This is a genomic window from Lentzea sp. NPDC006480 (assembly GCF_040611995.1).
Classification (GTDB): Bacteria; Actinomycetota; Actinomycetes; order Mycobacteriales; family Pseudonocardiaceae; genus Lentzea.
Map to the genome: position 1 here is coordinate 13,289 of NZ_JBEXPJ010000022.1, position 23,734 is coordinate 37,022.

19 protein-coding genes are annotated in these 23,734 nt (G+C 68.5%); 13 read left to right on the top strand and 6 right to left on the bottom strand.

Annotated features, from left to right (window positions below):
- Positions 1–37: 37 nt before the first annotated feature.
- Together ABZX92_RS11770 and ABZX92_RS11775 are read left to right on the top strand one after the other, a co-directional pair.
- The gene (locus ABZX92_RS11770; RefSeq protein ID WP_355556916.1) at positions 38–595 is read left to right on the top strand and encodes a DUF3887 domain-containing protein; all 558 of its coding nucleotides are present in this window, start codon (positions 38–40) and stop codon (positions 593–595) included.
- A 4-nt stretch (positions 596–599) separates the two neighbouring features.
- Entirely contained in the window at positions 600–935 is a 336-nt protein-coding gene (locus ABZX92_RS11775; protein ID WP_355556919.1) for a hypothetical protein, read from the top strand.
- Here the strand turns inward: ABZX92_RS11775 and ABZX92_RS11780 are convergent.
- Positions 914–1,390 (bottom strand): GNAT family N-acetyltransferase, encoded by a 477-nt coding sequence (locus ABZX92_RS11780; RefSeq protein WP_355556921.1) that lies wholly within the window; start codon positions 1,388–1,390, stop codon positions 914–916. The two genes, ABZX92_RS11775 and ABZX92_RS11780, sit on opposite strands and share 22 nt — an antisense overlap.
- Before the next feature lie 29 nt (positions 1,391–1,419).
- Between ABZX92_RS11780 and ABZX92_RS11785 the strand changes: the two genes are divergently transcribed.
- The 4 genes from ABZX92_RS11785 (at position 1,420) to ABZX92_RS11800 (ending at position 7,932) form a co-directional block, all read left to right on the top strand.
- Positions 1,420–2,361: a nucleoside hydrolase gene (locus tag ABZX92_RS11785; protein WP_355556924.1), complete on the top strand. Its 942-nt coding sequence runs from the start codon at positions 1,420–1,422 to the stop codon at positions 2,359–2,361.
- A gap of 46 nt (positions 2,362–2,407) precedes the next feature.
- Complete coding sequence (locus ABZX92_RS11790; RefSeq protein ID WP_355556927.1) at positions 2,408–3,307, top strand: LCP family protein; 900 nt, start codon at positions 2,408–2,410, stop codon at positions 3,305–3,307.
- A 252-nt stretch (positions 3,308–3,559) separates the two neighbouring features.
- Entirely contained in the window at positions 3,560–7,366 is a 3,807-nt protein-coding gene (locus ABZX92_RS11795; RefSeq protein WP_355556930.1) for a hypothetical protein, read from the top strand.
- Between the two features lie 68 nt (positions 7,367–7,434).
- Positions 7,435–7,932 carry a DUF2165 domain-containing protein gene (locus ABZX92_RS11800; RefSeq protein WP_355556933.1) on the top strand — a complete coding sequence of 166 codons (498 nt, stop codon included), beginning with the start codon at positions 7,435–7,437 and terminating at the stop codon, positions 7,930–7,932.
- Here the strand turns inward: ABZX92_RS11800 and ABZX92_RS11805 are convergent.
- The 3 genes from ABZX92_RS11805 to ABZX92_RS11815 all read right to left on the bottom strand — a co-directional run bounded on the left by ABZX92_RS11805 (position 7,907) and on the right by ABZX92_RS11815 (position 13,829).
- On the bottom strand, positions 7,907–9,961 hold the full coding sequence (locus ABZX92_RS11805; protein ID WP_355556936.1) for a diguanylate cyclase: 2,055 nt from the start codon (positions 9,959–9,961) through the stop codon (positions 7,907–7,909). The two genes, ABZX92_RS11800 and ABZX92_RS11805, sit on opposite strands and share 26 nt — an antisense overlap.
- Before the next feature lie 320 nt (positions 9,962–10,281).
- The gene (locus ABZX92_RS11810) at positions 10,282–12,603 is read right to left on the bottom strand and encodes a helix-turn-helix transcriptional regulator (protein ID WP_355556939.1); all 2,322 of its coding nucleotides are present in this window, start codon (positions 12,601–12,603) and stop codon (positions 10,282–10,284) included.
- A 2-nt stretch (positions 12,604–12,605) separates the two neighbouring features.
- Positions 12,606–13,829, bottom strand: a complete 1,224-nt coding sequence (locus ABZX92_RS11815) for an Hsp70 family protein (RefSeq protein ID WP_355556942.1) — start codon at positions 13,827–13,829, stop codon at positions 12,606–12,608.
- Between the two features lie 215 nt (positions 13,830–14,044).
- Here ABZX92_RS11815 and ABZX92_RS11820 point away from each other — a divergent pair, with 215 nt between their 5' ends.
- The 4 genes from ABZX92_RS11820 (at position 14,045) to ABZX92_RS11835 (ending at position 19,637) form a co-directional block, all read left to right on the top strand.
- Entirely contained in the window at positions 14,045–14,947 is a 903-nt protein-coding gene (locus ABZX92_RS11820; RefSeq protein ID WP_355556945.1) for an IniB N-terminal domain-containing protein, read from the top strand.
- Positions 14,948–15,159: 212 nt separating this feature from the next.
- Positions 15,160–16,959 (top strand): dynamin family protein, encoded by a 1,800-nt coding sequence (locus tag ABZX92_RS11825; protein ID WP_355556948.1) that lies wholly within the window; start codon positions 15,160–15,162, stop codon positions 16,957–16,959.
- Positions 16,956–18,350, top strand: a complete 1,395-nt coding sequence (locus tag ABZX92_RS11830; protein WP_355556951.1) for a GTPase domain-containing protein — start codon at positions 16,956–16,958, stop codon at positions 18,348–18,350. Before ABZX92_RS11825 ends, ABZX92_RS11830 begins: the two co-directional genes overlap by 4 nt.
- Positions 18,351–18,365: 15 nt before the next feature.
- Positions 18,366–19,637 (top strand): PhzF family phenazine biosynthesis isomerase, encoded by a 1,272-nt coding sequence (locus ABZX92_RS11835; protein ID WP_355556953.1) that lies wholly within the window; start codon positions 18,366–18,368, stop codon positions 19,635–19,637.
- On the opposite strand, the gene ABZX92_RS11840 is transcribed toward ABZX92_RS11835, so the two are convergent.
- Positions 19,627–20,058 carry a nitroreductase family deazaflavin-dependent oxidoreductase gene (locus ABZX92_RS11840; RefSeq protein ID WP_355556956.1) on the bottom strand — a complete coding sequence of 144 codons (432 nt, stop codon included), beginning with the start codon at positions 20,056–20,058 and terminating at the stop codon, positions 19,627–19,629. The two genes, ABZX92_RS11835 and ABZX92_RS11840, sit on opposite strands and share 11 nt — an antisense overlap.
- A gap of 182 nt (positions 20,059–20,240) precedes the next feature.
- Between ABZX92_RS11840 and ABZX92_RS11845 the strand changes: the two genes are divergently transcribed.
- The gene (locus tag ABZX92_RS11845) at positions 20,241–21,191 is read left to right on the top strand and encodes a LysR family transcriptional regulator (RefSeq protein WP_355556959.1); all 951 of its coding nucleotides are present in this window, start codon (positions 20,241–20,243) and stop codon (positions 21,189–21,191) included.
- A 59-nt stretch (positions 21,192–21,250) separates the two neighbouring features.
- On the opposite strand, the gene ABZX92_RS11850 is transcribed toward ABZX92_RS11845, so the two are convergent.
- Positions 21,251–22,009 (bottom strand): SDR family oxidoreductase, encoded by a 759-nt coding sequence (locus ABZX92_RS11850; protein ID WP_355556962.1) that lies wholly within the window; start codon positions 22,007–22,009, stop codon positions 21,251–21,253.
- A 75-nt stretch (positions 22,010–22,084) separates the two neighbouring features.
- Between ABZX92_RS11850 and ABZX92_RS11855 the strand changes: the two genes are divergently transcribed.
- Together ABZX92_RS11855 and ABZX92_RS11860 are read left to right on the top strand one after the other, a co-directional pair.
- The gene (locus ABZX92_RS11855; RefSeq protein ID WP_355556965.1) at positions 22,085–22,429 is read left to right on the top strand and encodes a helix-turn-helix domain-containing protein; all 345 of its coding nucleotides are present in this window, start codon (positions 22,085–22,087) and stop codon (positions 22,427–22,429) included.
- Positions 22,430–22,580: 151 nt separating this feature from the next.
- Positions 22,581–23,657, top strand: a complete 1,077-nt coding sequence (locus tag ABZX92_RS11860; RefSeq protein ID WP_355556967.1) for a gamma-glutamylcyclotransferase family protein — start codon at positions 22,581–22,583, stop codon at positions 23,655–23,657.
- Positions 23,658–23,734: the final 77 nt, after the last annotated feature.

Genomic DNA, 23,734 nt, shown 5'->3' on the forward strand with positions numbered 1-23,734 from the left:
GTTGACACCCACCCTTGTCAAGGCTACCTTGACAAGGGTGGACCTGGCCGCTCTGATCAGGCACAACGCCGATCTGGTCGTGCGGGCGCTCGAAAACGAAGCGTCCGCCCGAGAGGCGTTGGTGGCCGCGTTGTCGTTGTCCGCACTGACCGAGGACGCCACGCGGGCGCTGGTCGTGCTGGCACGTGAGTCGGGCGCCACGTGGGCCGAGATCGGCGAGCTGCTGCACGTGAGCAGACAGGCCGCTCAGCAACGCTTCGGGGGTGCGGAGATGACCGAGTCCACAGTGGCCGGTGTCAAGCAGGCACAACAAGTGGTGGCACATCTGGGCAACGGCGAGTTCGCGGCCGTGCACGCCATGTTCGATCCGCTGATGAGCTCGAAGCTCTCAGGAGAAGAGCTCGGCACGGTGTGGCAGCAGCTCGTGAGCAACCTCGGCGAGCTGACCGGCACCGGTGCCCCGACACCGGCGAAAAAGGGTGGCTACACGATCGTCGACGTGCCGCTCACGTTCGCCGAAGCGGAGATGAAGGCCCGCGTCACCTTCAACGCCGACGGCTCGATCGGCGGTCTCTACATCCTCAACCCGGAGTGATGGCATGCGGAACTCCACGAACTACGACGACGGCCTCATCGCCTGCAACGACACCGAGCTGGTGATCCGGCGCTACTACTTCCCGTTCGGGCTGGCCAAGCGCGTGCGGTACGACCGGATCCGGTCGGCGAGGTGGTTCAAGATGACCGCGCTGACCGGCAGGTACCGCGCCTGGGGCAGCGGGAACCTGACGCAGTGGTTCAACCTGGACTGGCGGCGGCACCGCAAGTCGGCCGGGCTCGTGCTCGACCTCGGCGGCCGGATGCAGCCGGTGATCACCCCCGACGACGTCGACCAGGTGCTCGCGGTGCTGGCCGCTCACGGGGTCGAACGGCGGTAACGCACCTCCGTCAACTCGGCCGTGCCCTCCATCTCCGTTTTCGTCACGCCGTCGGCCCGGAAACCGATGCGTTCGTAGAAGCGGCGGGCCTGCACGTTCGTGTCCAGCACCCAAACGATCACGTCCGGCTCGTCGCCCAGTGCGGCCTTCGTCAGCTCGAAGCCCAGGCCCTTGCCCGCCGCGGAGGACAGCACGTAGATCGCGTACAGCTCGAAGGCCGCGTCGGGGTCGCGCGAGGGACCAGCGGAGGCGAAGCCGACCACGGCGTCGTCGACGAGCGCCACCCAGACGCCGCCGTTCGGGATGGCGCGCTGCCACATCGACGTGCGCGCTTCCACCGACTGGCCGTCGAGCACCTCGTCCGGCATCAAGCCCTTGTAGGCGGTGCGCCAGGTCTGGACCTGCACGGAAGCAACGGCAGGTGCGTCGGAAACCTCAGCGAGACGGACTGTCATGTCATTCCCCCGGTGGCATGATCGAGCGCATGCGGATCATCGTCGACGCGGACCCCGGCATCGATGATGCCCTCGCTTTGTACTACCTGCGCGCCCATCCGGACACCGAAATAGTCGCCATCGGCACGGTGCACGGGAACGTGCCGGTCGAGCAGTCCACGGCCAACGCCCTGCGGCTCACCGAACGCTTAGGCATCAAGGCCCCCGTGGCGAAAGGCGCCGCCAGGCCGCTCGCCCAACCGCTCATGACCGCCGAGGACGTCCACGGCGAGGACGGCCTGGGCGGACACGCCGGAGACGACCCCACCACCACGCACACGAACGAAAGCGCCGCCGAGCAGCTCGCCCGCCTGGCCCGGGCGAACCCGGGCGAGCTGAACCTGCTCGCCATCGGCCCGCTCACCAACGTCGCACTGGCGCTGCAGATCGAGCCACACCTCCCCCGCCTGCTCGACAAAGTCGTCGTCATGGGCGGCGCGCTCAACGTGCCCGGCAACATCACGAGCTACGCCGAGGCCAACTTCTGGCACGACCCGGAAGCAGCCGATCTCGTGCTGCAGGCGGGTTTCGAGGACCTGACGATCGTCGGCCTCGACGTCACGATGGCGAGCCACGCGCCGGGCGAGTGGCTCGAAGCCCTCCCCGAGACCAACTACGCCAGGCAGATCCTCGGCTTCTACGCCGACTTCTACGGCAGCTTCCTCGGCAGGACCGGCTTCGTCCCGCACGACCCGCTCGCCGCCGCGATCTTGCTCGACCCCGACCTGGCGACGTATCGGGAAGACCGGTTCGCGATCGAGCTCACCGGCCGCTACACCCGCGGCGCGCTCGTGGCCGACCAGCGGTTCCTCGCCGAGGGCAGCCCGTTCGGCCGGGACATCGCCATCGAACGCACGAAGGCCCGCTACGCCGTCACGGCCCAGCACGAGATCTTCCTCGACCAGCTGAGGCACGCTGTGACACAACCATGACAAACCACCGACGGGATCCGGACAAACAGCCGGGACCGTCGAGGGTATGAACGTCCACTTGAAACGATGGCTCGCGGTCTCGGGGGCCGCCGTGGTCATCACGGCGGGCGTCGTGGTCGGCGGCTCCTACTGGAAGCTCGAGAGCAATCTCAAGACCGTCGATCTCGCCAAGGAGATCACCCACCCCAGGCCTCCGTCGACGCCTGGCCGCCCGCTCAACATCCTCCTGATCGGCAAGGACGACGGCCGGTCCGACACCGCCATGGTCGTGCAGCTGAACGCCGCGGGCGACCAGGCCAGGGTCGTCAGCATCCCGCGCGACACGATGGTCTCTCGGCCGACGTGCGGCAACCACCCGCCGGCGAGCATCGCCATGTTCAACAGCGCCTTCTCCACGGGTGGCGCGGCGTGCACGGTGGCGACCGTCGAGCAGATGAGCGGCATCCGGATCGACCACTTCGTCCAGATCGACTTCAACGGCTTCCGCGACGTCATCGACCGGCTCGGCGGCATCGACATCAACGTCCCGGAGCCGATCGACGACGAGAAGAGCGGGCTGCACGTGCCGGCCGGGCCCACCAAGCTCGACGGGACGCAGGCGCTCGCATTCGTGCGAACCCGCTACAGCATCGGTGACGGCAGCGACCTGAACCGCATCAAGAACCAGCAGCTCTTCATGCGGGCGCTGAGCGAGAAAATCGCCAACGAGAACTGGCTCGCCAGCCCACAGAAAACGTTCCAGCTCGCGGACGTGCTGACGAAGTCGATCGTCACTGACGAGGAAATCGGGTCCATCTCGAAACTGGCGGACCTCGCGGGAAAACTCACCGCGTTGAAACCGGAGAGCATCACCTACGTGACGCTGCCGACGGAAACGTACCTGCCGGATCCGAACAGGGTTCAGCCCAAACAACCAGAAGCGGATGAGCTGTGGAAGGCAGCCTGATCTAGCAGGCCGCACCCTGCCATTCACTCGGCCTGGGCCACGGCTGAGGAGACCCCCAGTGCTCCTCAGCCGTGGAAACCAAGCCCCAGTTCGCCACTGCCACTTTGACGGTCTCCCCTGTCTCGTGAAGGACGTGCGGTCGAGGTTGTCAGACCACCTCGTTAGGGTGGGCGGAAGACAGCCTGTCCGGTGCGTGCGCCGCAGCTCAGACGGGCGGTCCACGTTTTCCGGTCCGGACGAGGTGGAGGCCGCTTGGGACCCCGTGGCGTCTTCGCGGAGCGCTTCGCGCTGCTCTACGCGGAGGCAGGTGACCCGCCCCTGAAGCGGGTCACGGAGTCGGTCGCCCGTGCCCGCCGAACGGACGAGCAGGGCAGACCGGTTCGCGTACCGGCACAGCGCGTCAGCGACTGGCGGCGAGGGCGAAACGTCCCCGCCAGGTTCAGCGGGCTGAGCGCCGTGCTGGAGATCCTCGTCGGCGAGGCGCGCAAGCGGAAGCCCCAGCCGGCGATCGACGGGTTGTACGACCTGGACGCGTGGCGCACCCTCTGGGAAGAGGCGCTCGCGAGCCCGGTCACGGAAGCGGACACACCCCCGCAGGAAGACAGCGCCGTCTGCCCGTACATGGGTTTGAGCGCATTCGGCCCGCAGGACGCGAATTGGTTCTTCGGCCGGGAAAGGGCGACGAACACCCTTCTCGCCAGAATCAACGAGAACGGCATCACGATGCTCGTCGGCGCATCCGGTGCCGGCAAGTCGAGTTTGATGAAAGCCGGTGTTCTCCCCCGGCTCGGAAAAGACGCCATCATCATTTCGCCCGGCACCGACCCGCTCAAAGAGCTCGCTCTGCAGGTGCCGGACCTGATCCTCACGCTGGAGGCCGCCGCCGACTCCGAGGCGCTGGTCGAGTTCGCGCACGAGGTGCAGCTCGCGGTCGGCAACCGGGTGCTGGTCGTCGACCAGTTCGAGGAGGCGTTCACCCTCGGCGGCGACGAGAACCGGCTGCGGATCTTCGTGCAGGCCCTGCACGCGGCCGCGGAGAAGACGTCGGTCGTGCTGGGCGTGCGGGCCGACTTCTACGCCCGCTGCCTCGACTTCCCCGAGCTGGCGGAGGCCCTGCAGAACCGCCAGATGGTGCTCGGCGCGATGTCCTCCGCCGAGGTGCGCGACGCCGTGACGAACCCGGCCAAGGCCGCCGGCCTGCAGCTCGAACCGGGCCTGGTCGACCTCCTGCTGCGCGACCTCGGCGCGCACAACCGCCGCGGCAAGGACGCCTACGACGCGGGTGCGCTCCCGCTGCTCAGCCACGCCCTGCTGGTCACGTGGCAGCGCAGGCAGGCGGGCAGGCTCACCATCGCCGGCTACCGGGCGGCGGGCGGCATCCAGGGCGCCGTCGCCACCACGGCCGAACGCGCCTGGGCCGACCTCGACGAACCGGCCCGAGCGGCCGCGAAACAGCTGCTCCTGCGCCTGGTCAGGGTGGGCGACGACACCCAGGACACCCGCCGCCGCTCCAGCCGGCACAGCCTGCTCGAAGCCGCCACGAACCTCACCGCGACGGAACGAGCGCTGGAGGTGCTCACCCGCGCCCGGCTGATCACCATGGACGCGGGCAGCGTCGAAATCACGCACGAGGCGTTGCTGCACGCGTGGCCCCGGTTGCGCAGCTGGATCGACGAGGACCGCGCCGGCAACCTGATGCGCCAGCGGCTCGAGGAGGACGCGGCGACGTGGGCCTCCAGCGAGCGCGACTCGTCACTGCTCTACCGCGGCGCCCGGCTGGAGGGCGCTCGACAGCAGGTCACCGCGCTGTCGAAGGAGTTCGTCGACGCCTCGGAACGCCAGCACCGCAAGAGCCAATGGCTGCGCCGCAGCGCCATCTCGCTCGTGGTGGTGTTCGCGCTGATCGCCGCCACGGCCGCGGTGATCGCCGTGCGGCAACGCGACGACGCGGTGTTCCGCCAGGTCGTGGCCGAGTCGGACCGGCTCACCGACACCGATCCGTCGGTGGCCGCGCAGTTGTTGCTCGCCGCGCGCCGGATGCGTCCGGACGACCAGGACGTGGCCTCCAAGCTGCTCACCACCCAGCAGACACCGCTCGCCGTTCCGCTCGCCGGGCACACCGGAGCCGTGTACCTCACGTCCTTCACCAAGGACGGCACGGTCCTCGCGACGGCGAGCTACGACCGCACAGCGCGCCTGTGGGACGTGCGGGACCGCTCGAACCCGAAGCCGCTCGCCGTGATCACCGGTCACACCGACTGGCTCACCTCGGCGGTGTTCTCCCCCGACGACAAGGTGCTCGCCACCACCGGCAACGACAAGACGATCCGCCTGTGGGACATCACCGACCGGGCCAACCCCAAGCATCTCAAGACCCTCGAGACCGGCAACGGCACCAGCTACCTGCTCGAGTTCAGCCCCGACGGCAAGACCCTCGCCGCGGCGAACGAGGACAGGACCGCACGGCTGTGGAACGTCAGCGATCCCGCGAACCCTCAACCGCTCGGCGAACCACTGCGCGGCCACACCGCGGCGGTGCGGACCCTCGCCTTCAGCCCTGACGGCACGAAGCTCGCCACCAGCGGTGACGACCGGACGATCCGGCTGTGGGACGTCGCCACCAGGGCCGTGATCGGAAAGCCGATGACGGGCCACACCGACGGTCTGCACTCGGTGGCGTTCAGCCCGGGCGGCAAGCTGCTCGCGTCCGGCAGCGACGACAGCACGGTCCGGTTGTGGGACCCGAAGACGCAGGAGCCGATCGGAGACGCGCTGGTCGGCCACACCGCCGGCGTGTGGTCGGTGAAGTTCAGCCCCGACGGGCTGATACTGGCCTCCGGCGCATCCGACGGCACCGCGCGGTTGTGGAACCTCAGCGACCCGGCGTCGGTGAGCCAGATCGGCAAGCCGCTGGCGGCTCCCAGCGGCGGCGTGTTCGCTGTCGGTTTCTCCCCGGACGGCCGCACCCTCGCCACCGGTGCCGGCGAGAACTCGGTGCGGTTGTGGTCGTTGCCGCAGAACATGGTGCTGCTCGCCCCTTCGGACGTGCAGGGCCCGACGTTCAGCGGGGACGGCAAGCTCCTCGTGACGGGTTCAGGTGCCAAGACCGCGCGGCTGTGGGACACCACGGATCCCACCGCGCCCAAGCCGGTCGGCTCGGTGGCGGTCGGGGCGGAACGCGGGCTCACCAAACCGAAGCTCGGGCCCGACGGCAAGATCCTCGCCACCATCTCGAACGCCAACGCGCTGCGCCTGTGGGACTCCAGCGATCCAGCGCACGTCGTCCCGCTCGGCCAGCCGATTCCGCTGGCCACCCGGTTCGCGTACCCGATGGCTTTCACGCCGGACGGCAAGGTTCTGGCGACCGGCAACGACGACAAGTCCGTGCAACTGTGGAACATCGCCGACCCGGCTCATCCCGTCCGGCTGGGCGAACCGCTGACCGGGCACGACGGTTACGTCAACGACATGACGTTCAGCCCGGACGGCAAGACGCTGGTCACGGCGAGCAGCGACCGCACGTTCCGGCTGTGGGACGTGACCGACCCGACGAAGCCGCGGCTGCTCGGCCAGCCGGTGACGGATCACCACGAACCCGTGCAGCGCGTCGTGTTCACGCCGGACGGCCGCACGCTGATCACCGGAGGCGTCGACAAGGCGATCCGGCTCTTCGACGTGCGCGACAGGGAGAAGCCGGTCGCGCTCAGCGTGCTCACCGGACACACGCAGCAGGTCAGCATCCTCGCCGTGACACCGGACGGGAAGACGCTCGCGAGCGGCAGCTCGGACAAGACGTTCCGGCTTTGGGACATCAGCAACCCCGCCGAGGCGGCTCCTCTGGGCCAGCAGATGTCGCTCGCTTCGGGCCAGGAGCTGAGCGTCCACTTCAGACCTCACAGCCGGGTGCTGGTGACCGGGTCCGGTGACGGAGTGCTGCGCCTGTGGGACCTCGACACCAAGCACGAGGAGGACCGCATCTGCGCGACCACGCGCGGGGTCCTCACCGAGGAGCTGTGGCAGGCCCGCCTCCCACAGGTCGACTTCCAGGCCCCCTGCTGACCGCCCACCCGATGGGAGAAGGCGCAACCCGGCTCACTGCCAGCACCTCATCGGTTACTGTCCGCGCCATGCGTCTACTTGCTCGGGTCGGCAGCTTGCGCGCGGTTGTGGCGGTGACCGTCGGGTTCATCGCTCTCAACATGCTTCTCGTGGTGCTCGGCAACGTCACGGACTACGGCACGAACGAAGCGTTCGTGAAGCACGTCCTCTCGATGGACACCACGTTCGGCAAAGAGCTGAAGTGGCGGGCCATCACCAGCCCCGCCGCGGTCACGATCGTCTACGTCGCGATCATCGTCTGGGAGGCGATCTCGGCGGTCCTGCTGACCGCGGGCACGATCGCCTACCTCCGCGACCGGGAGGACAGCGCGCGCAAGTTCGCGTCCGCCGGCCTGCTGATGATCGTGGCCCTGTTCCTCGGCGGCTTCATCACCGTGGGCGGCGAGTGGTTCGCCATGTGGCAGTCGAAGGACTGGAACGGCATCACCGCCGCCCTGCGCATGGTGACCATCGCGGGCTTCGCGCTGATCCTCGTGCACCTCAGCCCGCGTCGGGCCACTCAGTAGTCGGCTCCACGCAGAACACCGGCCCGACCCCGGCGTCGGCGCCGAGCTCATTCCACCAGTCCCGCTGCTCAGCGTCCTCGATCGCGTCGATCACGACGAGCCCACCGGCCTCGTGCACGAACCCGACGAGGTCGCTGAGCACGTGCGACACCAGTTCATCGGGCTTCTGGCAACGCCCCTTGATCCGCACGGCCTTCACGCCGAGCGCCCGCACCAGCTCGATCTCGGCCGTCGACCCCTTGAAGTCGCGCGCGCCGATGTGAATCCCCATGTCCGACAACAGATCCAGGTTGTCGGCGGCCTCACTGTCCTCGGACGCCAGCACGTGCACCGGGAACCCGAGCAGCAACCGCGCGGCGGGCAACCCGGTGTCCGCCAGCACCCGCCGCACGTCCCGCACCAGGTCCGGACTGTTGGCCATGCTCTCGGTCAGGCACACCGCGAGAATCTCGTCGTGCACACAGGCCGCCTCGGCAGCCCGGCGCAACATCCACTCGCCCAACGGCAACATCAACCCGGTGTGCTCGGCCATCGACACGCACTTCTCGTGCGCGATCAGCCCGACATCCCGATGCCGCCAGTTCAGCTCGGCCTCGACGCACACCCGTGCCGCCCCGTCGAGCTTCATCACGGGGTTGAACACGACCTCGATCTCGCCGTTCTCCCACGCCCCCGGCATCACCGCGGCCAGCGCGAACTCTTCCTGCTCCCGCTTGTCCTGCGTCGCGTCGTGCAGCCCCCACTGCCGGCGCCCACTCCGCTTCGCCCTGCGCAACGTCATGTCCGACGCCCGCAACACCTCGGCGGGATGCCCTCCAGGATGCAACCGCGGCAGCACTCCGATGCTCGCCGACACCGCGATCCCGTGTTCACCGAAGTAGACCGGTTCGGCCAGTTCATGCTCAATGGTCCGAATCGTGGAATCCACGTCCGGCGTCTCGGCCCCGTTCTCCACGAGCACCGCGAACTCGTCCCCCTCGAGCCGCGCCACCATCGCCTTCTCGCCGGAGAAGACAGAGCTCAACCGCTCCGCCACCAGCTTCAGCACCTTGTCGCCGATCTCCCGCCCCAGCCCGTCCGTGATCACCGCGAAGGCGTCCAGATCCAGGTGGTACAGCGTCACCCCGTGCTCGATGTCGCTGTGCAGCAACGACTCCAACCTCGTCGTCAGATACTGCCGGTTCGGCAACCCGGTCAACGCATCGTGCAGCGACTGGTACTGCAACCGCCCACCCAGCAACGTCAGCTGGCTGTCGTCATCGATCATCACCACGAAGTGCTTCGGGTTGTCCTCCGCGTCCTTCTGCACCGTCGCCGCGAGCAACACCCGGAAGTGCTCCCCGTCCCGGTCGATCAACCGGGGCCGCTCCTCGACCCGCCGCATCCGGCCGAACCTGAGGCCTGCCAACGCATCGTTGATCAACGGCAGATCCGCCGGCGCGACCAGATCCGTCAACGTCATCCCGGCAACGTCCTCGCGCCTCAGGATGTTGCACAACGCCTCGTTGGCCCGCTCCAGCTCCCCGTCGAGACTGACCATCGCAATGCCGGTCGAGGAGTGCGCGAAGATGTCCTCGAACCGCTCTTCACTGGCCTGCAAGTCCAGCTGCACAACCCTGTTGGCCCTGAGCAACGCCTGGCTGACACTCTCCTGCTGCTCCAGCACGAACGACTGAATGGCCCCCGTGTACGCAGCGGACACAGCCCCGATGACCAGCGCCGCGGTCAGCGCGTCGGCGCCTTCCTGCGCGACGAACACAGCCAGCACCTCAACCGACTTCCGCAGGCTCTCCGCCCCGACACAATGCATCTCGACCAGGCGAACACCAACCTGGGAGGCAACGTCAGGATCCTGCGCCAACGCCTCAGCCACGACGTTCAGCAGCTCGTGCAACTCTTCGGTGAGCTTCGCCGCCGACAACGGAATGTACGCAGTCCGGCTGACCTTGACAGCCCAGTCGCGCGCCAGCTCGTCACGTCCCAGCGGGCGTGACGATCTCGCGTCGTCCTGGCTCGGCAAATCATCCACCTGACCTGCTCGGCGAGCAACGGTGCGGAAGCCTACCGCCAGCAAAGCACAACGACCTCATACGCGACCCTCTTCGCCCCAACGGGCGTACCGAGATCTCGCAGCGTGACGACCTCGACTCGCTCGATCGGACCAATTTTGTCACGCACGCCCCCACCCCAACCCCCACGTGCGCCCACCGGCCCCCAAACAGCGCCAAACGGAGAACGCACGGCGGTGGAGCAGCAGCACCGGCAAGTTGGTGGTGGTTACCGGCGTTTCGATCATGTGTTGGCGGTACTTGCAGACGCCATCCCGCCCGCCGAAGGCGGCCCCGACCTCTAAGACCCGACGATATGCCGCAACTGAGCCAGCAAATCCGACCGAGAAGTACTCCCCAACCTCTGCCTCATCCGAGCCATGTGGTGCTCAACAGTCTTGGCCGAGATGAACAACCGGTCCCCGACCTGCCGATAGGTCATTCCCTCCAGAACCAGCCGGGCGACCTCCCTCTCCCGCTCGCTCAACTTCCCGGCATCCTCAGCCACAACAGCGGATTCCGAGTCGCCGGCACCAGGCCGCCGCGAGGAAACGGCCCTCCCCTGCAACAACCGGGCGCAGTCCAGCAACCGAACCATCGCCTGCCGATCAGAAGTCCGGATCGCAGCCTGCCCAGCCAACCGAGCCGCGTCCCACCAAAGCCCCACGGCGTGCAAACTCCGGGCAGCTTCCTCGACCCGATCCGGATCAACCTTCCCGGCGACCACATCCAGCCAGCACTCAGCCGCAGCCGACAAGATCGCGCAGTACCGCGAGTACTCCCGGTTGACCGCCAACGCGGCAGCATGCTCCTCAGCCGCGGCAGAATCCTCATCGATGATCGCCGCGTGCAGCAGCCCCCAATGCAGCTGCGTCGTCCACAACGGCGGATTCCCCAGCCCGCGCAACAGAGCCTGCGCCTGCGCCAGGTGCGGCGCCAGCCGCTCCTGATCCCTCAACCGAGCCGCAGCCGCAGCGAACTCCCCCAACGGCAACAACGAAAAGAGATCCACCGGATGCCGGAGCACAGCCTCACAAGCCTGCTCCCACGTCCGTCGCAACGTAGCCAGATCACTGTTTCGCCGAGCCACCCCGACCTCAAGCGCCACCGCAAAGATCCAGTCACGAGGCTCGAACGCCCCGCGCACGGCCATCAGCCCTTCCCTGGCCACCGCCAGGTTCCCGCGCAGCATGTGCATCCACGACTGCAACAACCGGTGCCGCACCGACATCAGCACACCACCGGTCGAGCACTCGACGGCCCGGTCCAGCACGGACTCGGCCACGTTCGGCTCACCGCAGTGCACCGCGACCAGCGCGGCCAGAGCAGCCGGCGAATCCGGCAGCAGCACCGCGCCGCCGGCGGGTTCGAGCATGGAGGAGGCCCGTACCAGCGTCGACAGCGCGGCGGTCTCGGCTCCGGAAACCGACTGCCGGACTCCTTGCAGCATCAGGGAAGCAGCCCCGCCGAGCATCGTCGGCGGCTGCGGCGGCGTCTCCTCGAACCGGTGCCCGGTGCCGATCAGCCCGATCCCGGCGAACGCGGCCGCATACGGCGTCGCGGCCCACCGGAACAACTCGGTGCTCCGAGCCAACTGCCCGCGGTGCGCCAACGCCACCGCCGCGACCTCGGCAGCCGTGCGCCGATGAGGCGTGTCGGAAGCGCTGATCACCTGATCGGCCAGCCGCAGAGCTGAGTCGAGATCCCCGGCCATCGCCGAAGCGGTGGCCCAGGCGGCAGCGGTCTCAGGCGAAGCCGCCCCTCCGCCGGTAGAAGCCTTGAACAGCCGCGCTGCCAGAGCAGGATCCGACGACAGCGCCTCACGGGCGGCAGCCGCGAACACCGGCCCACCGATTCCGGTGTCCAGCAACGGCCGCACCAGTTCCAGCACCGGCCCGCCGCGTTCGAGCTGCAGCTGCGCCAGCTTCTGCCGGACCGCGATCCGCCGCTCAGCACGGGTCAAGGCCCCGACGGCCCGATGCGCCAACGGCAGCAGAGTGCCGTCCTCGGCCAGCATCCCGGTGGCCCGAGCAGCCTCGATGATGTCACTGACCTCGTCGAAGTCCTTGTCCAGCAACGCTGACAAGAGATCCAACCGCTGAGCCGCGCCGGCCTCGGCAGCCAGCAGGAACTTCTGCAGATCCGGATCCAGCCAGTCGAGCTCGGACCGGAACCCGCTCAGCACCTCGGCGGAAACCTCGGACACAGCACCAAGAGCGGTGACCAACCCGGGCACACCACCGGTCTGCGCGAACACGAAGTCCACGACAGGCTTCGGCGCGTGCAGCAACTCCCGGACCTGCTCACGCGAAAAGGGCGCCAGCGGCACGACAACGGCACCGCGCGTCAGCTCAGCCAGAAGAGCACGGCGCGGCCAAGGCCGATACGCCACCACCAGCAACGGCTCAGCGGCCAAGGCGCGAAGAGCGGCGTCGTCGAGCAGATGAGCGTCGTCGACCACGCGCACAGCCGAGTTGGTGATCTCGTCCAGCAACGCTGTCTTGCCGTAACCACCAGGCGCCACAACGACAACGCGCAGGCGGGAGCCCTCGGCAGCGTCGTTGATCCGGTCGAGGACACCTCGCACGGAAGCGTCCAGCACCAACCTGGCTCGCGTGGTCACGCTCAACGGCCGTCCTCATCGTCGTCGTATTTGTCGGACTTCTCAGAGCGCGAACTGGAGCGCCTGCCGACCGGATTCAGTGCGCTCGCCATGCGCTTCACCCGGCGCGGGGGCAGTTCCAGCGGGGGGACGTCCACCGGCGGGCGGGGCGGCGGCGCGGTGAACTCCTCGTCATCGGGACGGGTGATCTCGCCGACCGGGAACCGCAGCAACGCCTCGCGGGTGTGCACCAGAACGGAGGTCTCGAACGCTTCCGGTTCGGCTTCGGGGCCCACCACGACCAGCCGCGCGGCGACGGCGGCGCCCTTCGCCACCGAGTGTTCCGGCGCGGCCTCGGCCAGCACGCGGCAGTCGACCGCGGCGGACAGCGAGTCGCCGATCACCTGCATCCGGCAGCCACCGCCGACCAGCAGCACCGCGTCCGGCTGAACCGCGCCGACCGCGCGCACGAAGGTGCAGACCAGGTGGTCCACGGACGGCCGGATCTCCTCGACGAACTCGTCGCGGGTGATCTCGACACCGCCGACGACCACCGACGGGCCGAACGCACGCTTCGCCGCCTCGCACTCGGCGGCCGACACGACGCCGTCCTTGCCGAGACGGCCGCGCACCAGCGCGCCGAGCACGTCGTCGAAGTCGCCGCCGGTCTGGTGATCGATGCCCTCGACGTGGTTGACCAGCTCGAACGTCCGCGACTGCGACCGACGGACGACCGATGCGGAGAAAGCGTGGCTGCCCAGCGAGAACACCGCCAACGACGTGTCCGGCACCACACGAGCGCGCACGGCGTGGTTCTCCGCGGCCGCCAACGGTTCCGGCACGAGCGTCACGTCGTGGACCCCGACGGCCCGCAACGCGCCGTAGAGCTGGCCACGGCGATAGGGGCCCCACCCGGCCGGGTGACTGACGGCCACGTGACGGGGCTGTTCACCCTCTCGGGCGACCACTTCGCCGATGACCCACATGATCAGCAACGCGGCGAGCTCCTCCGCCGGGCACGTCTCCGGGCCCAGCGAGAACGGCACCGCGTCACCGACTCTGCGCAGAAAACCGGTGGCCGTCCAACCGGCCACGCCGAACTCGCCGACAGAGAACGTGCCGGCGTCCGTGAGCTGCAGAAACGACGGCACCACCAGGGCGATCTCGGCATCCCGGGCACCGTCGAGACGGCACACGGCAGCAGTCGTGCGGGTGGTCCCGACATCGACTCCGAGTACGTACGCCAAGTCTCTTCCTCACCTGTTCGCAGCAGCGACCAGTACCTACACGGGTGAACAAGAGGCGCTCAAGCGCTGCCCCTAATCCCCTAGGGGGTCAACGAGCGTCACCCCTTCGGGGAACGGGGATCTACTGGGAGTGATCCCCGATGTTGGGGGTGGCCCCGCTCTCATAGCTTTTCGGCACACCAATTGATACGTGCTTCAACAGGAGAGTTCCTCTGATGATCGAGTCCAGCACGCTCCACGACTTCGTGCTCAACCTCCTCAGCGACCCGGCCCTCAAGACCGCGTTCGCGAACGACGCCCAGGGCACTCTGGAGCAGGCTGGCCTGGCCGACATCACCGCTGTCGACGTGCAGGAAGTCATTCCGCTGGTGCTGGACCTGGTCCCCGCGGTGGACGGCCTGCCCGCCGTCGACGGCATCGACCTGATCCTGCCGACCGACGACCTGCTCGCCGAGGGTCCGCTCGGTGCCATCAGCCAGCTGCAGGCGGTCGCGTCTCAGCTGACCTCGTCGGGTGTGAACCTCAGCGACCTGAACGCCTCGACCGGCACCGTGCTCGCGGCCGACGAGAGCAGCCTGCACCTCTGGGCCGCCAACACGGCCCTGGGTGAGTTCACCAACGCGGGCCTCGGCCTCGGCGGCGACTTCTCCGTCGTCGGCGACGTGACCTCGGTCCTCGACCAGACCGCGTCCCCGGTCACCGGCAGCGCGCTCGACGTCGCCGACACCGCGACCGGCACCGTCGACGGCACGCTGGGCACCGTCACCCACGCCGTTCCCGGTGTGGACGGCGTCCTCGGCAACCTGACCGGCGTGACGGGCCTCGGCCACGACGCGCTGGGCGTGCTCGGTGGCGGCGACGCCAACCTCGGCGTCCTCAACGTCTCGGGCCTGGACGACCTGTCCGGCGGCAAGCTCGTCGCGCACTCCACCGACACCGTGAGCACCGTCGAGCACACCGCGTCCGGTGTCGTCGACACCGCGACGGGCCTCACGGGTTCCGCGACCGGCCTGGTCGACCACGCGGGCGTCGGCAACGTGCTCGGCAACGTCACCCACGTCGCACACGACCTGCCCGTCGTCAACGACGGTCTGGACCTGCACGGCCTGCTCGGCTGATCCACCCTCCCCAACGCGGACCGGCCCTGTCTCATCCGGACAGGGCCGGTTCGTCGTCTTGGCAGGTAAAACGCCATTAAAGCCACGATCATCGGCCCGCGCGGTGAGCAACGTCACCGCCTCTCCGAGCAGCCCGGTCTCACCCGAACGGAACCGGTCTTGCGTTCGAGGCTTTCACCCAAGGGGGTGAACACGGCACTATGAGTCAGGTGATGGCACCGCCCTGGCTCGACGTGCTCGACGAGACGATCGGGGCCTGCGTCACGCACCGGAGGCCCGATCTGGAGGCCCGGCTGCGGGAGAAGCGGGCTCAGCAACTCGACCCCAAGTTGCGCGTTCTCGTCGTCGGCGAGTCCAAACAAGGCAAGAGCCAGCTCGTCAACGCGTTGCTCAACGCACCTGTGTGCGCGGTGGGCGACGACATCACGACGACTGTGCCGACCTTCGTCCAGCACGCCGACACCCCGTCGGCTGCGCTGGTCCGCAACGCGTCCGCTCGCGGATCGATCTTCCACACCCCCACCGAGCGCATCGCGGTGCCGATCGAGCAGGTCACGAAGCAGGCCGCCGCGCAGCACGTCGTGCGCGCCGAGATCGGCATTCCGCGCGCGCTGCTCGACAGCGGTCTGGTCCTGATCGACACCCCCGGAGTGGGTGACACCCGCTCCGCTCACACCGCCAGCACGTTCGCGACGCTGATGCAGGCCGACGCCGTGCTGCTGGTCTCCGACGCCACCGGCGAGCTGACCTCGGCGGAGATGACGCTGCTCAAGAAGGTCATGGAGGCGTGCCCCAACGTCACCGTGGTCGTCACCAAGATCGACCTCGTGCCGAGCTGGCGCAGCGTCGTGGAGCGCAACAAGGCGTTGCTCGCCCGCGCCGGCGTCCCGGCCAAGCTCATCCCGGTGTCGAGCGCGCTCCGGCTGCGCGCGGCCAAGACCGGCGACCAGCGGCTCAACACCGAGTCCGGCTTCCCGGAACTGCTGGCGTGCGTGCAGCGCGACATCGTCGCGTCAGCGGACCTCCTGGCCCGCCGCGCCGTCGCCGTCGTCGCGTCGAGCGCGCTCGCCCAGCTCGTCACGCCGCTGCGCGAGGAGCTGACCGCACACGACTCGTCCCACACCGTCGCCACGATCTCGACGCTGCAGGAAGCCCAGCGGCGCGTCGACGAGCTGCGCCGCCGGTCCGCCCGTTGGCAGAACGTGCTCAACGACGAGATGGCCGACCTGATCTCCGACGTCGAGTACGACCTGCGCGACCGCACCCGCAAGATCCTGCGCGAGGTCGACCGGACCTACGACGAGGCCGACCCCGCGATCGGCTGGGACAAGTTCGAGCAGTGGCTGGAGGACAACCTCAACGAGGCCGCCACCACGAACTTCGCCTGGCTGATGGAACGCGCGGAGTGGGTCGCCGCCAAGGTCGCCAAGAACTTCCCGGTCTATCGCGAGGACCTGATCCCCGGTTCGGTGCTGCCCGACGACCTGCTCGAACCCGCGAGCAAGCTGGAGAAGCCGAAGATCGAGCCGTTCTCCATCCCGCAGAAGCTCTTCACCGGTCTGCGCGGCTCCTACGGCGGCGTGCTGATGTTCGGCCTGGTCACCTCGCTCGCCGGCCTGCCGCTGATCAACGTGATCTCGCTCGGCGCCGGTGCGCTGTTCGGCGGAAAGTCCATTTTGGACGAAAGCGACCAACGGCTGAAGCGTCGTCAGGCCGCCGCCAAGGCCGCCGCGCAACGGCACGTCGACGACTTCTTCGTGAAGTTCTCCAAGGACGTCCGCGACTCCGGCCGCCACATCCAGCGCTCGCTGCGCAACCACTTCAGCACGCTCGCCGAGGAGCTGCAGGAGACGTTGCTGGAGTCGGCCCGCAGCGCCAAGCGCGCGGTGCAGGACGACCAGACCGAGCGCGAACGCCGGCTGCGCGAAGGCCGCAAGGAACTGGACAAGCTGATCACGCTCTACAAGCGGGTCCAGACGCTCGGGGGTCCCGCGATGGAGCTCACCGCGTGACCTTGGACCGCGTCGTCTGGTCGATGCTGCAGGAAGCACTGGCCGTGTACCGCGACAGCCCGCGCGCCACCGGCTGGCTGCGCACCCACCTGGAGCGCTACACCGAACCCGTGCGGATCGCGGTGGCCGGTCGATCCCGCATCGGCAAGTCCACTGTGGTCAACGCGCTGATCGGCGACGAGTTCGTGCCGCTCAGCTCCTTCACCTGGTACCGCGGTGGCACCGAGCCGCGGGCGCACGTCTTCTCCGGGCCCGGCCGTCCGCACGAGGTCGCGGTGGGCAGGCGGGGACACCGCCACCACGTGGAGATCGGCCAGATCGACCGGGCCGACCGAGTCGTCGTCGAGTGGCCCGCGCGGACCTTGCGGGACGTCGTGCTGATCGACACGCCGTCCGAGGCCTCGCCCGAGCAGGTGCTCGGCGAGGCGGACGCGTTGCTGTACCTGATGCGGCACGTCCAGGACGACGACCTGAAGTACCTGCAGGCGGCCAACGACCACCCGATCGCCCGCACCGCCGCGATCCACACCGTCGCGGTGCTCGCCCGTGCCGACGAGATCGGTGCCGGGCGGATCGACGCGCTGTCGTCGGCCAAGCAGATCGCCCGCCGCTACCGCAAGGACGTGGCGGTGCAACCGTTGTGCCAGAACGTGGTGTCGGTCGCCGGGCTGCTGGCGGTGGCCGCGAAGACGTTGCGGGAGGACGAGTTCGCGGCACTGCGCACGCTCTCGTCCTTGGGCCGCGAGGAACTTGAGGACAACCTGCTGTCCGCCGACCGGTTCGCCGGCGAGCAGTTCCCGTTGCGAATGGAACCGGCAGTGCGACTGGCGTTGCTGGAGCGGTTCGGGATCTTCGGCGTCCGGCTGATCACGGCGTTGATCCGGCAGGGCTTCGACACCCAGGTCAAGCTGACCGGCCAGCTGGTGCAGCGCAGCGGGCTCGGCGAGCTGCGCGACTCGATCGCCGTCCACTTCACCGAACGCCGCGAGATCCTCAAGGCGCGCTCGGCGTTGCTGGCGCTCGACGTGCTGTTCCGGATGGAGCCGCGGCAGAACGCCCGCAAGCTGATGGCCGATCTCGAACGGGTCGTCGCCTCCGCGCACGACTTCCGCGAGCTGCGCCTCGTGGCCGCGTTGCAGTCCGGGCGCACGAAACTGCCGGGCGACCTGCAGGCCGAAGCGTTGCGGCTGATCGGCGGGGAGGGCACGAACCCGTTGGCCCGCCTGGGTTTCGACTACGAAGCCGACACGCGCGAGCAACGGGAGGTGCTGCTCGACGCGCTGGTCCGGTGGCAGGCGCAGGCTGCCGACGTGCACGCCCCGCACGACCAGCGCAAAGCAGCCCAGATCGTCGTGCGCACCTGTGAAGGGCTTCTTCCGCAGCTGCGCTGAGGCAGGATTGGCCCCATGGAATTCGTGCCGTGGAGCGACGACCACTTCGAGCACATGCTGCGATGGGCGACCGACCCTCGAATGATCACGTACGTCGCCGACGGGAAGCCCTGGACGCCGGAGTACGTGGCCGAACGGCACGAGCAGGCGTTGCAGCACTGGGAAGCGCACGGCTTCGGCCTGCACCTCGTCGTCGAGGACGGGATCGTCGTCGGACTGGCACAACTGGCCCACCGCGGTCCGGACGAGATCGAGATCGGCTACTGGGTCGACCCGGACCACTGGGGTCGCGGGCTCGCCACCAGGATCGCTGCCGAGCTGCGCGACCGGGCGCTCGCCAGGAGGCCTCGCGTGTTCGCCGGGTACCAGGCGGAGAACGTCGCGTCCGGGCGCGTGCTCGAGAAAGCCGGGCTGCGGTACGTCACCAGCAAGATCGTGTTCGGACGGCTTCAGCACGGCTGTGCGTTGGGAGAGGGTATGACCGATCACGGCGTTCTGCGGTACAGCGCGTTCACGGAGGACCCGGCCGGCGGCAACCCGGCCGGGGTCGTGCTGGACGCGACTGGGCTCTCCGACGAGGAGATGCTCGTCATCGCCGCGAAGGTCGGCTACTCGGAGACGGCGTTCGTGCTGCCGCGGGGAGGGCGCGAGTTCGACGTCCGGTACTTCAGCCCCAAGGCGGAGGTGCCGTTCTGCGGCCACGCGACCATCGCCACCTCGGTCGCACTGGCGGAACGGATCGGCGACGGCCCGCTGACGTTCCACACCCGCGCCGGAGAGATCACCATCGAGACCAACGGCGGCACGGCGTCGCTCACCAGTGTGCCGACCAGCACGTCCGAAGCAGACCCCGAGCTCGTGCGCCAGGCGCTGGAAGCGTTGGGGTACGAGGAGACCGCCGGTCCGGTGCACGTCGGCTTCGGTGGCGCCCGGCACCTGCTGGTCCCGCTGAAGTCCCGCGAAGAGCTCGCCGACCTCGACTACGACTTCAACGCGTTGCGCGACCTGATGCTGGCGCACGACCTGACGACCGTGCACCTGTTCTGGCGTGAGTCGGAAGACCTCGTGCACGCCCGCGACCCGTTCCCGGTCGGTGGTGTGGTGGAGGACGCGGCGACGGGAGCTGCCGCCGCCGCGTTCGGTGGTCATCTACGCGATCTCGAAGGGCCGCAACGGTTCGTCATCAGCCAGGGCGAGGACATGGGCCGCCCGTCACGGCTGGAGGTCGACGCCACGCGCGAAGACCGCCGAGTAACCGTGACGGGCGCGGCCGTGGTCATCCCTTGACCGGCTCCAGCACGACAACGGGAATCTCGCGGTCGGTCTTCTTCTGGTACTCGGTGTAGTCCGGCCAGACCTCGTTCATCAGCTTCCACAGCCGGTCCCGCTCCTCGGGTCCGGCCGTGCGAGCGCGCGCCTGGAACTTGTCCGCGGCGACCTGCACGTCCACCACGGGATCTTCCGCCAGGTTCAGGTACCAGGACGGGTGCTGGGGCTTGCCGCCCTGCGAAGCGACCACCACGTAGTTGTCGCCCTCGCGCTGGTAGATCAGCGCGGTGCGGCGCAGCTCGCCGCTCTTGCGCCCCTTGGTGGTCAGCAGCAGCGTGTGCACGCCGGGCCGCCACTCGTGGCCTTCCGCGCCGTCGGTCTCGACGTACTTCTGAATGTGCTCGTTCACCCAGCCAGTGGGAGAGTCCTTCACCGCCATGGGTTCGACGCTACTGCCGCGGAGCGCAGGGTGCGCGGCAGCAGCGTCGAACCGAGGGGTGCGCACCCTCCCGCGCCGGACCCGTTGCGCTGCCGCAAGCGCCGGGCCGGAAGATCGATCGAGGACCACTATGACCCGATCGACGGGTGGCGGCGCATTCAGAAGGGGGATACAAGGTCTTTATGCCCGAGCTGGAGCTCCGCCACCTCCGCGCGGTACGCACGATCGCCGAGGAAGGCAGCGTGACCAGGGCCGCCACGCGGCTCGGACTGACCCAACCCGCCTTGTCCGCGCAGCTGCGCACGGTTGAGAGACTGGTCGGCGGACAGCTGTTCGACCGAACGCGCAACGGTTGCGTCCCAACGGACCTGGGCCGTCGTGTGCTGGGCACGGCCAGACTCGTGCTCGACGAGATGGCTCAGCTGATGGCCACCGCGAGAGAGACGGACCGGCGCGGCCCGTTGTACCTGGGCTGCATCTCGATCCTGTACTTCGCGGCACTGGTCGAGGGGCTGCGGCAGCTCAACGCCGACGTGCGGGCGGAGGTGCGGCAGTCGTCGGCGGAGATCGTGGACCTGCTGGAGCAGGGCCGGGTGCACGTGGCGCTGTTCGAGTTCTTCGACGGCATGCCCTCGCGCGACCTGGCCGGCATCGAGCTGCGCAAGCTGGTCAGCGAACCGGCGTTCGTCGCGGTGTCGGACAAGGACCCGCTGGCCGAGCAGGAGGAGATCGACCTCTCCCAGCTCGCCGACCACGACTGGGTCACGCCGACCGCGCAGATGATGGGCAACCGGATGACGATGTTCCAGGCGTGCTCGGATGCCGGGTTCGTGCCGAGGCTGACCCACCACACCGGCGAGTCGAGCATGGCGCGCGGCCTGGTGGCGAGTGGTGCGGTGTCGTTCGCGGCGGCGCCGTCCCGCACCGGGGACGGCATCGTGATCCGCAAGCTGCGGGGCACCCCGTTGATGACGGACATCTTCGTGGCGACGCGGCGGGACTCACCGGTGGCGGGGCGGGCGCACGAGGTGTTCGCGTGCGCCGCCGACGCCTACCGGTCGGTGCTCGACCGCAACCCGGAGTACCGCAAGTGGTGGGACGCGCATCCTGAGGCGCACCCTGAGTTCACCTAGCCGGTTGTTTCCAACTCATCCATGAACGGTGTGGGAGGCGCGCCCTTGGAATCAACGGTCTAGATGGCGATCGGGCGGGTCGGGCGGCCGATCAGCTTCTCCAGGTCCGGGCGGACCTCGGCGAGCACGCCGTTGCGGATCGCCACGAAGAAGTCGACCACGAACGGCGGCATGCCCGCGGCGATCAGGTCCTCGTCGCTGACGTCGCGGTACCTCTCACCCGCGACCTCGGGGAACGACCAGCTCGTCGAGCCGGTGAGCTCGTAGGTGGTGTTCTCGTGGCCGTCCGTCGTCAGAGAGACAGCAGCGGCCAGTGCGAAGTCGTCACGCGGGGCGCTCGCGATGCGGCCGTCCTTGGTGGAGGTGGCGACCACGTCCTGGGCCAGCGAGTCCAGGTAGTTCTCGTGGTACATGCCGTTGCGCAGGAACGTGAACGTGATGCCGGTGGCGCGGATGGCCTCCTCGGCGGCCTTGTGCACCTCGGCGACACCGAGCGTGGACGTGTCGGCGTCGGTGACGCTCGTGTAGAAGATGTGGCCCACGCCGTGCTCCTCGGCGGCAGCGATGGCGTTGGCGTGCTGCTGGATGCGGATGGCGGGGTCGTGCGCGTCGGCGGACACGATCAGCAGCTTGTCGACGCCGCGGAAGTCGAGCGTCTCCGGCTTGTCGAAGTCGCCCTGACGGACCTCGACGCCTTCGACGGTGAACTTCTCCGGACTGCGCACGGACACGATGACCTGCTCGTCCGTGCGGTCGAGGACGTAGCGGAGGGCTGCTCCGCCGAACTGGCCGGTTGCTCCGGTGATGAGGATCGTCATAGCCACGAAGTTATGGTTAGCGCTAACCTATGGAAAGTACCCACTTTGAAGTGGGGTACTTACGTGGAGGTGAGCATGCAGGTCACGATGTGTCCCGAGCGGGCGATCATGGAGCACGTCACAAGCCGATGGGGCGTGCGGGTGCTCCAGGCGCTCTCGAACGGCGAGGCTTGGCGGTTCAGCGACCTGCGCCGTGAACTGGAGCTCGTCAGCGAGAAGATGCTCACCCAGACGTTGCGAACGCTGGAGCGCGACGGGTTCGTGCACCGAGACGTGAAGCCGGTCATCCCGCCGCACGTCGAGTACACCCTGACGCCGCTCGGCAAGGGCGCCGCGAACCACCTCGTCGCACTCGCGCACTGGATCGAGGCGAACCACCCCGAGGTCGCCCAGGCGCAGCAACGCTACGACGACGCCTGAGACTCGCCGGAGTGTCGACAGATAGACATCGGATTACTCACTCGAATGCGTAGTGAAAGATCTCACTAGGACCCTAGAACTGCGGACCAAACATCGGATGGGTCACGATCAGGGGGCGCGATCTGGCCCCTTGTTTTGGCACAATGGACCAATGGCCCAACCGTTCACCGACGAAAGCCATCCGGCGGAGCCCTATCCGGGCACTCGTCCAGACCACTGTTTCGTCCACGTCGACGAAACGGGCTGGCCAGTGCGACCGGACCTCACGATGGAGTCGGGATGGCGAGTTGAGCCGGAGAACATCGATCTGGACCAATGGCTCGCAAACCACGGTGAGCCCCCGCTAGCCGCCCGAATGCCGGTGCTCGGCTACGGCTCGAACGCCAATCCCAGCAAGGTGACCTGGCTCCGCGAGGAGCTCGGTCTCGAAGGCCCCGCAGTCGTGCTTCGCGCCCGCTGCGAGGGCTTTTCTGCTGTCTGGGCCGCGGGCATGCGCGCCCGCGACGGCCAGCGCCCCGCGACCCTGGCGGCCGAGCCGGGTCACATCGAGGAGCACTCCGTCTGGTTCGCCACACCCGAGCAGCTGCGCGTCCTGGACCGCTGCGAGGGCCGCGGACTGCGCTATCGCCTCGTACGCCTGCACACGGGCCGTGTGGTGCTCTACAACGGCGGTGTCATCGACAGCGTGCTGGCCTACACCGCGGGCTCCAAGAAGCGGATGCCCGTGCTCGTCAACGGCCGTATGGTCCGCTGCGAGGACGTCTCGCAGCGGCACGCCCTCACGCTCGGCGAGAGGCCTGCCATGACGGACGGACTGGACGTGACCGAGGTGCTCGGCGACCCGTCCGCCGACGACTGGCCCGAGCTGCTGTTCGTCTACGGCACCCTCCAGCCGGGCGCAAGCGCTTGGCACCTGATGGAACCGCACGTCGTGGAGTCCGAGGAGACCCACCTGCCCGGCACGCTGTTCGACACCGGCCAGGGCTACCCGGCACTGCGTCCCGGCGCCGGCCTGGGCGTGCCCGGGTTCGTGCTGCGCCTGAAGTCTCCCGAGGCGGCGCTGCCGTTGCTCGACGAGTACGAGGGCGAGGACTACCGGCGCGTGCGCGTGGTGCTGCCCGACGGCCGGATCGCGTGGACCTACATCTGGACCTCGGCGGTGAAGGGCATGTCGGAGCTGCCCGACGGCTGGGACGTCCACCAGATCCGGTCAACTTCCCAACCCTGAAGGGCCGGGCTTGCACCCGGTTCCTTCAAGCCAGGTCGCGTTCCTCGGCCACCAGTGGCTGTGGTGTTCGGGCCGCA